Raw genomic sequence first — 14,621 nt, forward strand, 5'->3', positions numbered from 1 at the left:
ATCGCCTTGAAAGGCCAAGACGTGATCCTGGGCATCCTCCTCGATGGGCCCATGTCCGGCTATGACATCAAGCAGTATTTTGAAAAATACCTGCCCGACATGTTCGTGGCCTCCTTCGGCACCATCTACCCCACACTCAACCGGATGGAGAAGGAGGGGTACATCGAGAAAGAGATCATCGTCCAGGAAGGAAAACCGAACAAGCACCTCTACCGCGTCACCACACAGGGGAAAGAAGCCTTCCATGCCTACATACAGAGCCCTATCGAACCGAAAACGATCAAGTATGATTTTATGATGCGCCTGGTTTTCGGCAAACATGCCTCGGAAGGTCAGATCCTGAACTGGCTCCACCAAGAGTTGGCCCAGTTGAAATCCGATCTGGAGAAATTAAAGGGCCTGGAACAGGAGCCCTGTCTCTGCCACGGCGAAGACCTGGCGCTGCGGCTCGGATTGGCGATCCAACAAGCCGGCGTCACCGAACTGGAGACCATCATCGCCGAATTCGCTTCTGCGCCGGAACCGCCCGATACAATCGACACAGATGCGGACATAAGGAAGGGGACATCATGCTAAAACGTCACATGGTCAGCTCTGCCGCCCTCATCCTATCGGCCTCCCTGCTGCTGACGGCTTGTGGAAAAACAGAACCGCAGAGCGAAGCCCGCAGTGTCGAGGTCATGACGGTGACCAGAAGCAACCAGCAACTGGACAACGAATTTTCGGGCACCCTGCAAGGCCTGGAGGAGGCCACCTTATCCTTTGAGGTGGGCGGTCGCATCGCCGCGACACTGGCGAAAGAAGGCGACACCCTCCCTGCCGGCGGCATCCTGGCCCAGATCGATCCCTCCGACTACGCCCTCGAATTGGACGCCGCCGCGGCGGCAACGGCCCAATCGGGCGCCAGCCTGCGGCAGGTGGAAAACGGCGCCACATCCTACGAAGTCACACAGGCCCAGGCGACGATGGAAAAAGCCCGCGCCAATGTGGAGCGATTGCGCTCCGATATGGAACGCTACAAGGCCCTCTATGAGGGCGGCGCTCTCTCCAAGAAGGACTACGAAGGCGCCCAAACCCAGTTGACCGTCGCCGAGAATGATTTTACATACGCCGATCAGGTCTATCAAAACGTCCTCCACGGCGCCCGCGCGGAAGTCAAGGATCAGACCCAAGCGATCTATGACCAGACCCTGTCGCGCCAGAAAAAAGCCGCCCTGGCCCTGGACAAGACGCGGTTGAAAGCCCCCTTCGCCGGCACGGTGATCGCCAAACTGAACAGTACCGGGCAACTGGTCGGCGCCGGAACGGCCATCTACAAGCTCGCCGCCATCGACACCCTGAAGGTGGTCATCCCCGTGCCGGACCGGGAGATCGCCAACTGGCAAAAGGGCGGCGCCGTCACCATCGAACTGTACGGCCAAAAACGGGACGGCCAGGTCAAGTACGTCTACCCCGCCGCCAATCAAAGCACGGGAACGGTGGGCGTCGAGATCTGGATCGACAACCCGAACCATGATTGGCTGTCCGGTCAGGTCGTCCGCGTCCACCATGTGACCAAGGTGAAAGAGGGACTCTGGGCGCCGGTGCAGGCCGTCGTCCGCCGCGGTCAAGACAAACCCTTTGTCTTTGTCCTGCAAGAAGGTCATGCCGTTAAGCGCGCCGTCGACATCGGCGAACTGATCAACAACCACCTGGAGATCCAATCGGGCGTTCAACCGGGTGAACAGATCATCACCAGCAGCGTCGAGCGCCTCTTTGACGGCGACGCCGTCGCCCCCCTCGCCGCCCCGGCGTCCAGCGCCGGGCAAAACGCCGCCGCCTCTGCAACACCCGCCAGCCCCGCAACCGCCCCCTCGACTGGCGGAGGCCCGGACAAATGATCGAGTACATCATCAAAAAGCGCAAAATCACGCTGCTCTTTTTCGTCATGATCACCCTGCTGGGGCTCTTCAGCTTTATGGGATTGCCCAAGCAGGAGCAGCCAGACATCGTCGTCCGCACCGCCTCTGTGACGACGGTCTATCCCGGCGCCATGCCGTCGAAAGTGGAGCAGGCGGTGACCCGCAAGATCGAGGAGCAGATCAAAGAGATCCACGGGTTGAAATCGATCACCTCCACCTCCAGCCTGGGCGTCTCGTCGATCATCATCGAGTGCAACGATGACATCGAGCCCGAGGGCCGCTGGGAAGAGTTGCGGAAGAAAGTCAAGGATGCGGAAAAAGACCTTCCCGACGACTGCAAAAAGCCCATCGTCAACGATAACCTGAACCGCACCTTCATCATCACCTTCAACATCTCCGCCGACCGTCATGAAGACCTCTACTCCCTGCGCGACATGATCCAGACGTGGAAAGACCAGTTGCGGACGATTCCTCATGTATCGAATGTGACTGTCACCGGCCTGCCTGACGAGGAAGTCCGCGTCACCGTGGACAGCCAAAAGCTGCGCAACTTCGGCTTGGCCTGGGGGCAGGTCTTAAACGCCGTCAAACAGTTGAACGAAAAAGCCCCCCTCGGCGATATCGAGGGAGACCAGCGCACCTATGAACTGGCCTTGCGGGATGTGAAGGATGTGGCTGAGTTCAGCCGCTCCCTCATCGCCCGGACGCCCGATGGGACGCCCATCTATCTGAAAGACATCGGCAAGGTGGAACTGACGACAAAACCGGTCGAGGTGCTCGCCTATCACAACGGCCGCCCGGCCATCAGCATCAGCGTCAGCCCCGAAACCGGCAGCGACATCCCATCGGTTCAGAGAAACATCGACAAATCCCTGGACTACCTGAAAACAACCCTGCCCAACTGGGCGACGTTGGAACTCGTCTACGAGCAAAACGAGCGTATCGACGAACTCTTTTCCGACCTCACCCGGGAGACGCTGATCGCCATCGCCGCCGTCGTGCTCGTCTGCACCCTGGGCCTGAACCTGACCACCTCCTTCGTGGTCATGATGGCCCTGCCCATCTCCCTGGCCGTCGGCCTCATCCCCCTGAAAAGCTTCGGCGTCACCCTCAACCAGATCTCTGTCATCGCCTTGATCATCGTCCTCGGCATCCTCGTCGACGACGCCGTCGTCGTCAACGACAACATCGAGCGCCGCCTCTCCGCCCTCGGCGAAAGCCCGCGAGATGCCGCCGTCCGCGGCGCGAAAGAGGTCTCCATCTCCATCATCACGGCCACATTGGCCACTATCTGCGCCTTCGCCCCGCTGGCCTTGCTCGACGGCAACGTGGGCTCCTTCATCAAACCCATCCCCATCATCATCACCCTCGCCATGGTCGCCTCGATGGTCATGTCCCTGTCGGTCATCCCCATCTTCCGGGAGTGGCGGGAAACGCGCCGGCAAGGGCGCGGCAACGGCACGGCCTCGTCGTCTGATGATTTCTACCGCAAGCCGGCCGGTCTGCTGGGCCATCAGATCCAGCGCCTGACCGCCTACTACGCCCGCTCGCTCATGCCGCGTATGTTGCAGCATCCCCTGCGCACCGGCATGATCGGCGTCGCCATCGCCCTCGTCGGCTACGCCCTGATCCCCTTCACGCCGGTGCAACTGTTCCCCATGGCCGATCGCGCCGAGATGTTCGTCAATGTGCGCACCCCCGTGGGGACCAGCATCACCGAAACGGCGCGCACCGTCAACGCGATCAGCCGCTGGCTCAACGAACAACCCGGCGTCACGATGACCGCCGGCTACGCCGGCACCTTCGCGCCCAAGATGTTCAGCGGCGACACGGGTCTGGGCACAGGCGACAACATCGGCCAAATCGTCGTCAAGGTGGACAGGAAGCAACTGCCCACGGAAAAAGCCGTCGCCCACTGGGACAAGGAACTGGCCGAGCGGTTCCCCCAAGCGACGATCATCCCCAAAGAACTGGAAGGCGGCCCGCCGGTGGGCAGTCCCATCGTCGTCCGCCTCTACGGCAGCGACGTGGCGAAACTGCGCGACCTCTCCCAGCAGGCGCAGGACATGATCAAGGATATGGCGGGCACCTATGACATCAAAGACTCCTTTGGCGTCGACAAGTACGCCCTCAACATCCAGGTGCGCAAGGACATGATGGACGCCCTCCAGGTGAACGAAGCCGACCTGTCCCGCACCATCCGCCTCGTCAGCGAGGGCCTGTCCGTCAGCAAGTATGACACAGGGCGCGACCTGATCGACATCACCTTATACAGTGAGGCCAAGGGCGTCGACCCCTTGACGGCCATTCACCGTCTGACCGTCCCCAACGCCCGGGGCGAACAGATCCCCCTCTATCAATTGGCCGATGTAAAACCCGGCTTTTCCATCTCGTCGATCTCCCACCGCAACCTCTCCCGCGTCGTCACCGTCTCCTCCGATCTGAAAGGCCGGACCGCCACAGAAGCGATCCAGGAACTGAAGCCGAAGCTCGACGCCATGCGCCTGCCCGACGGCTACCGCTATGAGATCGGCGGCGAGACCTCTGACCAGACCGACATTTTCGTTGATATGGGCAAACTCTCCATCGTCGTCGTCTTCCTCATCATCATCCTGATCGCCATGCAGTTCTATTCCCTCTCGATTCCCTTCCTGGTCTTGAGCACCATCTTCCTGGCCTTTGCCGGCAGCCTGATCGGCCTGTTCCTCACACGAACGCCCCTCGGCTTCATGACCATGATGGGCGTCATCTGCCTGGCCGGCATCGTCGTGCGAAACGGCATCATTCTCGTCGAGTTCATCGAGGAAGCCCGCCACAGCGGCCAGGACCTGATCCTCGCCGTCATCTCCGCCGGCGAAGCGCGGCTGCGCCCCATCCTGTTGACCTCTGGCACCGCCATCGCCGGCTTGCTCCCCCTGGCCATCTCGGGCGACGTCCTCTTCCAGCCCATGGCCGTGACGATCATCTCGGGATTGTTCTTCTCGACCATGCTGACGCTGGTGATCGTGCCCTGTTTCTATACGGTGCTGGCGAGGGTGAAACTGCGGTTCAGCCGGTAGACGGGTAAAAGGAACACCGCTTTTCGGTCGAGCGCCTGAAAGCGGTGTTTCCTTTACCCGATTGACGTTTATTCCGAGGCGACAGGACAGTGCCCTTGACGGAGTCATCATGCCAAAGGGAGCACCTACGATGTTCGTAGATGCTCCCTTTTATCAACTTATAAATTCGGATCGTTCATTGCTTGTATTACCGCATTCCCCGTCCATGGCCGCCAAAGTCCCCACCAAAACCGTCGAACCCGCCAGGACCACCGAATCCGCCGAAGGACTGCGGGCCGGGTTCGTTTTGCGATTGCCTTTGGTTTCCATCATTGCCGCTTCCGCTTTGTCCGTTGGGAAGGGCGGGCCGTTGGGGCAGTTTCGCCAAGATGGCGTCCGCTTGAGCCTGGGTGATCGATCCGGCGGAGACCAAATTGGTCAGGGTGTCCTTCAGGGATACAGGCGTTTTTCTCTCGGCAGCGGGGACGCCCGTTTGGCTGTCCTTCGCCGGTAAGAGAGCAACGACCGCATCGGCCTGCGCTTGGGTGATGGTTCCAGCGGTCACCAGCGAGGCCAGCGCGGTGGCGGGGGCCTGTTGTTCATGCCCCTTCTGCATCGAAACCTGGAGCGCATCGGCTTGCGTTTGGGTAAGGGTTCCATCCGTGACCAGGGAAGCAAGCATGTCTTCGAACTTTATGGGCGAGCCCTGGTGGTTCTCACCGGGTTTTGGGAATTTGCTCATGATCGCCTCGGCTTGGGCTTGCGTGATGATTCCATCTTTAATCAGTTGGGCAAAGGGGCCTTCATGCCTCGGCATGGCCGCCAGGATGGCGTCCGATTGTTCTTGGGTGATCGTTCCGTCACTGACTACTGCGACAAGTATGTCTTCCAACTTTGCCGGCGCTGCTTGCCGGTCGCCCGGTTGGGGAAACTTGGCTTGAATCGCGTCGGCTTGCGCCTGCGTGATCACACCGTCAGTGATCAGTTTGGCGAGGGGGTTTTCTCGTCTCTCCCCATTCTTATCCCCCGAAGGCGGCGCCATGTGAAGGGCCTGCAAAATGGCGTCCAGTTGGGTTTGGGTGACGGCGCCATTGGTCATGAGTTGGTTCAAGGCGTTTTGCGGCGGTTGCGGAAGGGTGGAGGCGAGCAGATCCGATTGGGCTTGCGTGATCGTTCCGTCCGTGACCAGCGAGGCGAGCGTGTCTTTGAGGGTTGCCCCCATCATCGGGCTACCAGGGCCTCGACCATGCCCTTGTTCTTGTCCCTGGTGGTTCCGCCACACCGGCATTTGCGTGTTGGTCGCGTCGGCAGCGAAGGCGATGCCTCCGGTGAGCAAGATTCCACCCATCACCAGTCCACAGACGGCCTTGTTGAATTTCGCGGTTTTCACGTCTTTCATCTCCTTGAATGATGTAGTTGGTTGGAAACCGTTCTTACACTCGCATCATACCGCCTGTGTGTGTCTGTTCTGTGAACAGAAGTTGTTGTTTTTGTGTTGGCCGGTTTTCCAGAACAGATTTCCACCGGAGCGCGCCTTAGAAATAAAAACACCAATCCGCCGATAGGCGTACATAAGAAGGAGGGCGGTCACTGACCACCCTCCTTCTCCTTGGGTCGATACTTATGGCTGCTCGGGGCGCATGCCCGCGCTGTCTTATCACCGAAACATGTTTTCACTGTCAACAGGGTTTTCTTTGGCTGTGATCGCATCCGGGGATATCCCATAAACAGCCACCGTCTGGTTATCGAATCCCGATCGATATTTTTTTACAAACTCCATCGTTAGCGGTTTCTCGAAGAAGCGCGGTGTGAATTTTTCCAAAAACTGCGCCAGCGCCTGTGTTTTTTCATCTAGATCCTCCACCAAAACCGCTTGCCCGAAAAGAACCACGCTCAAGTAGGCCGTGTCACATTTGCATGGCGCCGCATCGGTCACCGTGCCGAATTCGTCAAAAACAGTAAAACAGACCGATGGGTTTTCCCTGAGGATATTGTTTTTTTTACCGCTGCCCATGCCGTGGATATAGATTTTGCCGTTGTGGTAGACGTAATTGACCGGACATGCATAGGGCTTGCCTTCCTGATCACACATGCTCACTGTGCCCACCCGTTTTTCAGCTAAAAAGCTCGCGATTCTCTCGTGGTCCTCACATCTTCGTTTGGTATACCTGATCTGCTCCATTCGGTTCCCCCTCTCCTTTGCATGATAAGATCCAACCCGGTTGACCCTCATCCAGAAACCGACGACGTTTTATGGCGAGCTAGATGGCCTCTTCTCCGGTTTCACCGGTCCTGACCCGGTATGCTTCCGCAATCGGCAGGATAAAGATCTTCCCATCTCCAGGATTGCCGGTGGAGTTTACCGCCATAATGGCATCGATGGCCCTTTCGACTTCATCATCTCGAACGACGAGCGTCAAAAACCGTTTGGGAATCAACCGGTGCTCTTCTGAAATCGTTTCCGCCAGGATGGGCGCTTCCTTCGCTGCTTCTTGATGGGACTCGGGCAACAAGGCGACGCTGTACTCCACTTTTTTCTTGCCCCGTCCCAGGACCTTTCGGCAGGTGACCGAGGGAAAGCCGGCAGTATTCAGCGCTTCTTTGGTCTGGTTGACCTTGTTCATGCGGATAAAGGCCATGACTTCCTTCATGCGATTGCCCCCTTCTTATAGCCCCTTGCTGTTGGAACTGATGGTATAGGCTTCTTCTACGGGGCTGACAAAGATTTTTCCATCACCATAGGCCGTTGTTCCCCCGGTTTTGGCGGTTCTCATGATGATCTCAATGACCTCATCCTTGTCATCGTCATTGACGATCATCAACAGCATTTCTTTGGGGATTTCGTCATAGTAAATGTCGCCCACCTTGATCCCTCGTTGCTTCCCTCTCCCGACAACATCCACCTTGGTCACGGCCGGGAACCCGGCGGCGCTTAATTCCGCCAGTGTCTCTGTCACCTTTTCAGGCCGAATGATCGCTCTCACCATCAACATCACTGGTTTCCCCCTCATGTTAAAAATAGCTTGGTATCGGAACGATTCCCTTCACACATGATCGGCATGGCGCGTCGCCGCCCGAACTGACGCCATCTGTTCCGCTGAAAACAGGTTCTGAACGCCATCACACATGGCGAGCACGCGCGCTGCATCAGACGGTTCCGGAACACCATGATAATAGTTCTCGATAGAACAGATGCCGAAAATCAAATCCAGCGATCGGATCTCCTCGTTCAGCGCCGGTGGAACATCGACGACGGTCTCCACGGCATCCATGAGGCAGATGTAATTGTGATTTCCCGGATCGACGCCGTATAAATGACACAAAGCGATCAGATAATTTTCGAGGGCCACACAAGCTACATTGAAGACCACGCTGTCGCTCTGGTCGTCCTTCTGAAACTGTTCCGCCCTGAACAGATACATCTTGGCGTCCCGATAATGTTCTTCAAAGGCCTCCGCGTCGGGCCCATACTTCAACCGTTCCATCTGGATCGTTCCTTTTTGACGGCGCTGCCGCCGGCCTTACCACACATTCAGGATCCATTCCTTGTTCTTCTTGTACTCCATGTCTGTGAACAGGGTGTTGGCCATGGCTTCGGCGAGCCAGATGGCGCCGGCGTAGCCGACAACCGGGTGGCGGTACAGTCCCGCGCGGTCATAGGTGGGGAATCCCACCCGCACCATCGGGATGTTGTGGTCGATGGAGATAAACCGGCCTTTGGAATGACCCAGAATCAGATCCAATTCGAGTCCCTTGTTCTTGATCCGATCTTCCAGTTCCCACAGGTCGGCGTTCATGATGATCTCCATGTCATAATCGACATTTTCCTGGAGCGCTTTGATGCGCGGATCATTCGGATAGGCGGTGTTGTCGTCGCCGAGGAGCAGGAGCTTGGGCTTCATCTCCAGGTCGAGACAGAATTCCGCGAGGGCGATCACGAGATCGGCGTTGCCATAGATGGCCACTTTTTTGTCGGCCAAGAACATATGGGTCAGATCGGTCAATGCATCAATGGCAATGCCACGTTCCCATACAAGCGACGGGGGGATCGCTCTGCCGGTCAGTTTTTTAACGTTCTGCAAAAAGATATCTGTATTGCGGATCCCGATCGGTGTTGGCCCGATAATCGCCGGAACGTCAAATTCGTTTTCCAGGTACTGCGCCGCTTGACGGCCTTCGTACCGGTTTAATGCGATGGTTCCCAGCGCATTCGCCGTTCCGGTCAGGTCTTCAATCGTCGTGCTGCCGTGGGATACGGTGTTCCCTTCGGGCATCAGCGGGGAATCGAAGCTTTCGATCTCGAATAGGACGGTGGCGTCAACCTGCATTTCGGCCAGCAGGTGCTTGAGCGCAGTCACGTCCCCTGGGTTGACCCAGCCTGTGATCAGATTGAGTTTTCCGTTGGGTTCGCCCTTTTTGGCAAAGTAACTGACGAAGTCCTTTACCGCAGAGTCGTAGCCGCTCACCATGCTCCCCTTAAAACTGGGGGAGTGAACTGGGATCAGGTAAACCTCCCGACCTGCATACTTTTCTTTCAAAAGCCCTTCGTTCAGCTTCTTGATCACGCCGTCCACATCATCGCCGATGATTTCCGTGGAGCAGGTGGTGATGATGGGCACCACTTTGACATGGGGATAGCGCATCAAAAGCACATCCACCGCTTGTTCGACACGATCCAGCGCGCCGAACACCGCGCCATCCTCATGAAGCGAAGAGGATGCGATTTCAAAGCTTTCCTTGAAATGTTGAGAGAAGAGCAGTCGGACGAACATGACGCATCCCTGTCCGCCGTGGACAATCCCGATGCAATCCTTGATTCCGATGCTGGCATACTGAGCGCCGCACGGTTGGCAGGTGAATAGGGGATTGATAATGCCGGCACGTTCTTTCGGTTTTAACTCACAAGCCATTGTCTTTCCCTCCGATTCGTCTTGTTTTACGTCGGCCGTGACGGCATCCTCGCATTCCTTTTGCATCAATCGATCCTAATGAATCCATTGATGTTAATAGAGCGTGTCATGGAGCTCTTTATTCAGAGACCCCGTGATCGTCAAGTAGTCGATCCGTTCTTTCAGGCCTCGCATCAGCGACTTGATGTCTTCCTTATCCATCGTGTTCAGCCACGGATACCGCTCTTTAAACGCCTCGGACATACAGACGGCGTCCACCCAATAGCATCTGTCGGCAGGCGTTGCGGTTTCAACCGGTTCACCACACAAGAGTTGCATCGTCTTGGTCAGGATCTCCTCGTTTTGCCGCTCTCTGTCCCAGGCGCGGGAGTGAAACTGCCAGAGACATTTCTTCATGATATAATCGACCAGCTGCTCGACCCTGTCTTTCATCACATCATCCATCGTATCGCACCTCCCTTAGACCGCCGCCGCTTGCTTGGGCGAGGGAAAGTCCGGATAGGTCTTCTTGCTCAGTTCAGTGACGCTGTCATATTTGCCGGTATACTCTCTCAGATGAGTCGAAGCGGTCACCTCTTCGCTCAACGTGGCATCGGAGAGCATTTTTTGCGTGACAAAGGTCTTTTCTGTTTCGATCTCATCCTTGCTGATATCGATAAAGGCCAGTTTGTGGATGGGGGAATAGATGGCATTGTAGATATCACGGGCGAACCTGACCCATCCTTCAAACCCTTTGTAGGGGCCGTTGTGATAGGCATGGGCATTCAGGTAGGGGACGCGTATTTTTTTGGCGACTTCACCTGGGCGCTTGCCGGTGAAGATGACATCGGGCTTCAGCATCTGCATCGCCTCAAGCCCTTCCAACTCATTGGGGTCATCGATGGCGAGGGCGCCGGCTTCACAACGGGCGATGCCCTTTTCCATGTCGCCCTGGTGACCGAATTTCGTATAGACAGAGACGACTTCGACACCCATCTCTTCATGAATGACGTTCGCCCAGTGCCAGAGTTTGGAGCCGCCTGGCCAGAGGCACACCTTTTTCCCCTTTAAGCGTTCCTTGTACCAGTCCAGTTCCGGTTTCCACCGGGCCGTTTCTTCCTCGATGATGGCCTGGGCTCTGTCTTCAATTCCGAAGAACAAGCCTATTTTCCGGAGCGACGTCGACAGCGGTTCGAAGCCAAAGCCGTCGATGTCCAGGCGGGGAATCCCGTATCTGACCCGGAGTTCGTTGCAGATGTACTCTGCTGAACGGGCGCATTCCAGCACGTTGAGGTGGGCCCGGTGCATCGCCCGAAGATCGTCATAGGAGCCGTTGCCGGTAAACGTGGACAGGACCTGTATGCCCATCCGCTTAAAATAGTCGAGCATGACTTCCTGATCGCCCTGGATGTTATACTCACCGACGTAATTGATCACATAGTCGCTGGTGATCTTCGGTTCCACTGTGCCGACCTTCTGGTCGATCCAGGCGATGTTGATCTTGTGATGCCCTCCTGATTGGCTCGGACCGGCGAAGCCCGGCGAGTTGCAAACGAAAATATCCACATCGGGCAGTTCGTCCATGACTTCCTGGGCGATCGCATTGATGTCGTCGCCGATCAAGGCGGATGCGCAGGTCTGGTAGATGGTCATCCGTTTGATATCGGGAAAGGCCTGAAAGGCTTCGATGATATTTTTCTTGAGCAGTTTTTCCGCTCCGAAAACAATGTGTTTTTCTTTCATATCGGTGGCATAGGTATATTTAAGCTGGAAGTTGTCGTTGTCGCTGATGTAGCGTTTCGTCTGCCAGGTGTCATAGGTGCATCCCACCGGGCCATGACTGATGTGGATGACATCCTTCATGGGCGTGCCGATCACGTGCTTCGCGCCACAGTACGCGCAGCCCCGTTCCGAAATCGACCCTGGAATGGTGTTGAGGTATCCCAAGGGAAGGGCGTCCGTCAGATTTTCACCAGGACCCTTGATCACAGCGTGCTTTTTCCTCTCGGGGATGCACTCGCTGCATTTAAACAGGTGATGTGGCATTGCTGCATTCCTCCTCCGTACGGTCAGCCTGTCTTGTCAGCGGTTCCCTCACGCGCCATGGCGATGGAGCGTGGTTTGGGTGCGTGGTTTTGATTCGCCTTTTGTCGTTGCTGCTCAGCCGTACATGATTCGCAACGATGCCACGACGCAGCGATCCGTCTCCACCATTGGCCCGCATGGTTTCCTGCCGGTTCAATCTCCCGTCACAGCATTTTGCGAATTCATACACGGCTGAGAGCAACCGAAAACGACGTGGCTTTCTTAGTCGGCGATGCCGTATTTGACCACCATGGCCTCCAACTCATCCATCTTAAGCGGCTTAGGGATGACGAAGTTCTTATTTTCGATGATCTTGCGGGCGAGTTCGCCGTATTCATTCGCTTGGTTGCATTCCGGGTCAAATTCAACGACCGTCTTTTTGTTGAATTCGGCTTTTTGGACAATATTGTCGCGGGGCATGAAATGGATCATCTGGGTGCCAATGGCAGAGGTGAATTCTTCCAGGAACTCCGCTTCCCGATCCACCTTGCGGCTGTTGCAGATGATCCCGCCGAGGCGCACACCGCTCTGTTTGGCATATTTCAGCAGGCCTTTACAGATGTTGTTCGCGGCATAGATCGCCATCATCTCTCCGGAAGCGACAATGTACACTTCTTGCGCTTTGCCGTCGCGAATCGGCATAGCGAAGCCACCGCACACAACGTCACCGAGCACATCAAAGAATACAAAGTCCAGATCAGGCGTGTAGGCCCCGTTTTTCTCCATCAGATCGATCGCGGTGATGACGCCGCGGCCCGCACAGCCGACACCCGGTTCAGGACCGCCCGACTCGACACAGCGAATTCCCTTGTACCCTGCTTTCACGACTTTATCTAAGGTGATTTTTTCTTCTCCTTCGTCACGCAGGATATCCATCAGTGTCTTTTGGTTCATCCCGCCCAGGATGAGCCGGGTCGAATCGGCCTTTGGATCGCAGCCGTGGATGAACACCTTTTGGTTATAAAAATGGGCCATCGCCCCGGCGGTGTTTTGTTGAGTGGTGGATTTGCCGATACCACCCTTGCCATAGATGGCGATTTTTCTCGTCACTTTTGAACGCCCCTTTCGAATCAAAACGCCTCCGTAAAGGCACCCGCAGCGATGGAGTCCTTGTTTGACCGTCGCTGTCTCCATCAAACCGTTGACATCGATTGGTTCTCTAAATTTTCTTGAAATGCACAATTCCTATCGCTATAATGAAAAAAGGGTAAATCAAATAAACCTAGTGCCGCTGGGAATAGGAGATTGCCCATGCTTCATGGATATTCGTGGTATCCATGAAGCCTTTTGTTATGTCCTTTTTTGACGATAAAATCTCGGGGAGCATAGATCAACTCCTTTCCACAACGTTCTTTACCCCTGGATGTGCTGCTTTGACGATGGTTCACAGCCCCATTCCGAGCCATCGATCATCCCCTTTCTGCACTAGGTTGATTAAAGCTGCCCATTTTTAGGAAATGAAAAATGGGTAACCTTAATCAACCCAGTGCCGCTGGAATTAACATACCCGCGTCTTATGGATATTCGTGGTATCCACAAGACGCGCACCCTCTGCGAAAAGGACAAAGGGGTATCAATAGACTCGCAAGTCTATTGATACCCCTTTGTATCCGTTAAGGAATACCATTTCCCAGCAGGACCTACAAAATCCGATTCTAGGGCCAGCCATTCACGAAACCGTGGAACGGCGCCGCTATCGGAAAAGGAAGCCTTACTGCCAAAAATACCTTCTTCAGTTGCCGCTACACATAATATAACTAAACAAAACATTAGATGAGCGAACTTGAGTAAGTGTTTGTAGGTTCAGATTACCCTCTGTCTCTGGATTTGTCAACCATTTCTAGTTATTTTATCTTATGTTTATTTTATTTCGGTTATGCCTCGATTTTTGGTCATGGCTCCTGCATCACCGTTCGCGCTTCTTGCCATTTGTTGCATCCCCGATTTCTGATTTTATCCGATGTGTTTCAACGCCTCTCGTCGGCTGAGCGGTTTTAATTCGTGCGCCAAGACGAACGACTTCACACTGACCGGAGCCGTTCTTGCGTACTGCCGCAACGCCCATCCGATCGCCTTTTGTACAAAAAACTCATCACTGTTTGCCCTGTGTAAGATGTACCGGTACAAGCGTTCCTCATCTGTTTTTTCTTTATAGTAAAGCTGGTAGAGTATTGCCGACCTTTGCATCCATATGTTCTCGTTATTTATCCATTTTTCCGGGTAACCCGGAATCAGTTCGGAAAACCTTACTAACATACTGCCAATAACATGTGGAGAAAGGACGTCAATCGTGTCCCACCACGATTTTTTTACGAGCAGCCCCTCTAACCAGCGCATATCGTCGGGAGTTACGGTTTCTTTATTCTTCAACAGTAGATCAAGCGCGGCGTATTGATATTCCCGCTCAGGCAGCTCCCAGCATGCTACTACGACTTTCTTTAAGAAGCTTCCCGCTGGAACCCCGTGCTCTTTCATGAACTGCTTGTTTAGCGTTCGTCGAAGCGGGCTCGGAATGCCTAAAAAGTCGAACTGATTCCTCATATAATCTTTAGCCCACTTTGCCTTTTCATGATTGGCATGCTGAGAATACAGCTCAATCAGGCGCTGAACATAGGGATTCATGAGAATACCTCCTCAGTCAGTGAAGAGAGGGCATAACTGAGCGACCAATCTAAGATGGAAGCACGGGCATGGGCGAATGGATTATA

At 55.3% G+C, this 14,621-nt stretch carries 13 protein-coding genes; 3 read left to right on the forward strand and 10 right to left on the reverse strand.

Features of this window, described 5'->3' with window-relative positions; translation table 11 throughout:
• Nucleotides 1-6 precede the first annotated feature (6 nt).
• From GTO89_RS07760 to GTO89_RS07770, 3 genes are read left to right on the forward strand one after another with little or no spacing between them, the layout of a single operon-like run.
• On the forward strand, nucleotides 7-576 hold the full coding sequence (locus GTO89_RS07760) for a PadR family transcriptional regulator (protein WP_161261501.1): 570 nt from the start codon (nucleotides 7-9) through the stop codon (nucleotides 574-576).
• Nucleotides 570-1,880: an efflux RND transporter periplasmic adaptor subunit gene (locus GTO89_RS07765; protein WP_161261502.1), complete on the forward strand. Its 1,311-nt coding sequence runs from the start codon at nucleotides 570-572 to the stop codon at nucleotides 1,878-1,880. The genes GTO89_RS07760 and GTO89_RS07765 overlap by 7 nt, the downstream gene beginning before the upstream one ends.
• The gene (locus GTO89_RS07770; RefSeq protein ID WP_161261503.1) at nucleotides 1,877-4,960 is read left to right on the forward strand and encodes an efflux RND transporter permease subunit; all 3,084 of its coding nucleotides are present in this window, start codon (nucleotides 1,877-1,879) and stop codon (nucleotides 4,958-4,960) included. Before GTO89_RS07765 ends, GTO89_RS07770 begins: the two co-directional genes overlap by 4 nt.
• A 187-nt stretch (nucleotides 4,961-5,147) precedes the next feature.
• On the opposite strand, the gene GTO89_RS07775 is transcribed toward GTO89_RS07770, so the two are convergent.
• From GTO89_RS07775 to GTO89_RS07820, 10 genes are all read right to left on the reverse strand, one after another.
• Nucleotides 5,148-6,329 carry a hypothetical protein gene (locus GTO89_RS07775; RefSeq protein ID WP_161261504.1) on the reverse strand — a complete coding sequence of 394 codons (1,182 nt, stop codon included), beginning with the start codon at nucleotides 6,327-6,329 and terminating at the stop codon, nucleotides 5,148-5,150.
• Between the two features lie 267 nt (nucleotides 6,330-6,596).
• The gene (locus tag GTO89_RS07780; protein WP_161261505.1) at nucleotides 6,597-7,121 is read right to left on the reverse strand and encodes a pyridoxamine 5'-phosphate oxidase family protein; all 525 of its coding nucleotides are present in this window, start codon (nucleotides 7,119-7,121) and stop codon (nucleotides 6,597-6,599) included.
• Nucleotides 7,122-7,200: 79 nt separating this feature from the next.
• Nucleotides 7,201-7,590 (reverse strand): P-II family nitrogen regulator, encoded by a 390-nt coding sequence (locus GTO89_RS07785; protein WP_161261506.1) that lies wholly within the window; start codon nucleotides 7,588-7,590, stop codon nucleotides 7,201-7,203.
• A 15-nt stretch (nucleotides 7,591-7,605) separates the two neighbouring features.
• The gene (locus tag GTO89_RS07790; RefSeq protein WP_161261507.1) at nucleotides 7,606-7,932 is read right to left on the reverse strand and encodes a P-II family nitrogen regulator; all 327 of its coding nucleotides are present in this window, start codon (nucleotides 7,930-7,932) and stop codon (nucleotides 7,606-7,608) included.
• Between the two features lie 51 nt (nucleotides 7,933-7,983).
• Complete coding sequence (locus GTO89_RS07795; protein WP_161261508.1) at nucleotides 7,984-8,424, reverse strand: hypothetical protein; 441 nt, start codon at nucleotides 8,422-8,424, stop codon at nucleotides 7,984-7,986.
• 36 nt (nucleotides 8,425-8,460) lie between these two features.
• Complete coding sequence (gene anfK, locus GTO89_RS07800; protein WP_161261560.1) at nucleotides 8,461-9,849, reverse strand: Fe-only nitrogenase subunit beta; 1,389 nt, start codon at nucleotides 9,847-9,849, stop codon at nucleotides 8,461-8,463.
• A gap of 93 nt (nucleotides 9,850-9,942) precedes the next feature.
• A complete protein-coding gene (gene anfG, locus GTO89_RS07805; protein WP_161261509.1) occupies nucleotides 9,943-10,293 on the reverse strand; it encodes a Fe-only nitrogenase subunit delta in 351 nt (116 codons plus the stop codon).
• Between the two features lie 15 nt (nucleotides 10,294-10,308).
• Complete coding sequence (anfD, locus tag GTO89_RS07810; RefSeq protein ID WP_161261510.1) at nucleotides 10,309-11,874, reverse strand: nitrogenase iron-iron protein, alpha chain; 1,566 nt, start codon at nucleotides 11,872-11,874, stop codon at nucleotides 10,309-10,311.
• A gap of 261 nt (nucleotides 11,875-12,135) precedes the next feature.
• On the reverse strand, nucleotides 12,136-12,963 hold the full coding sequence (gene nifH, locus GTO89_RS07815; RefSeq protein ID WP_161261511.1) for a nitrogenase iron protein: 828 nt from the start codon (nucleotides 12,961-12,963) through the stop codon (nucleotides 12,136-12,138).
• Nucleotides 12,964-13,866: 903 nt separating this feature from the next.
• On the reverse strand, nucleotides 13,867-14,535 hold the full coding sequence (locus GTO89_RS07820) for a DNA alkylation repair protein (RefSeq protein ID WP_161261512.1): 669 nt from the start codon (nucleotides 14,533-14,535) through the stop codon (nucleotides 13,867-13,869).
• Nucleotides 14,536-14,621: the final 86 nt, after the last annotated feature.

This window comes from Heliomicrobium gestii (genome assembly GCF_009877435.1).
In the GTDB taxonomy this organism is placed as follows: Bacteria; Bacillota; Desulfitobacteriia; order Heliobacteriales; family Heliobacteriaceae; genus Heliomicrobium; species Heliomicrobium gestii.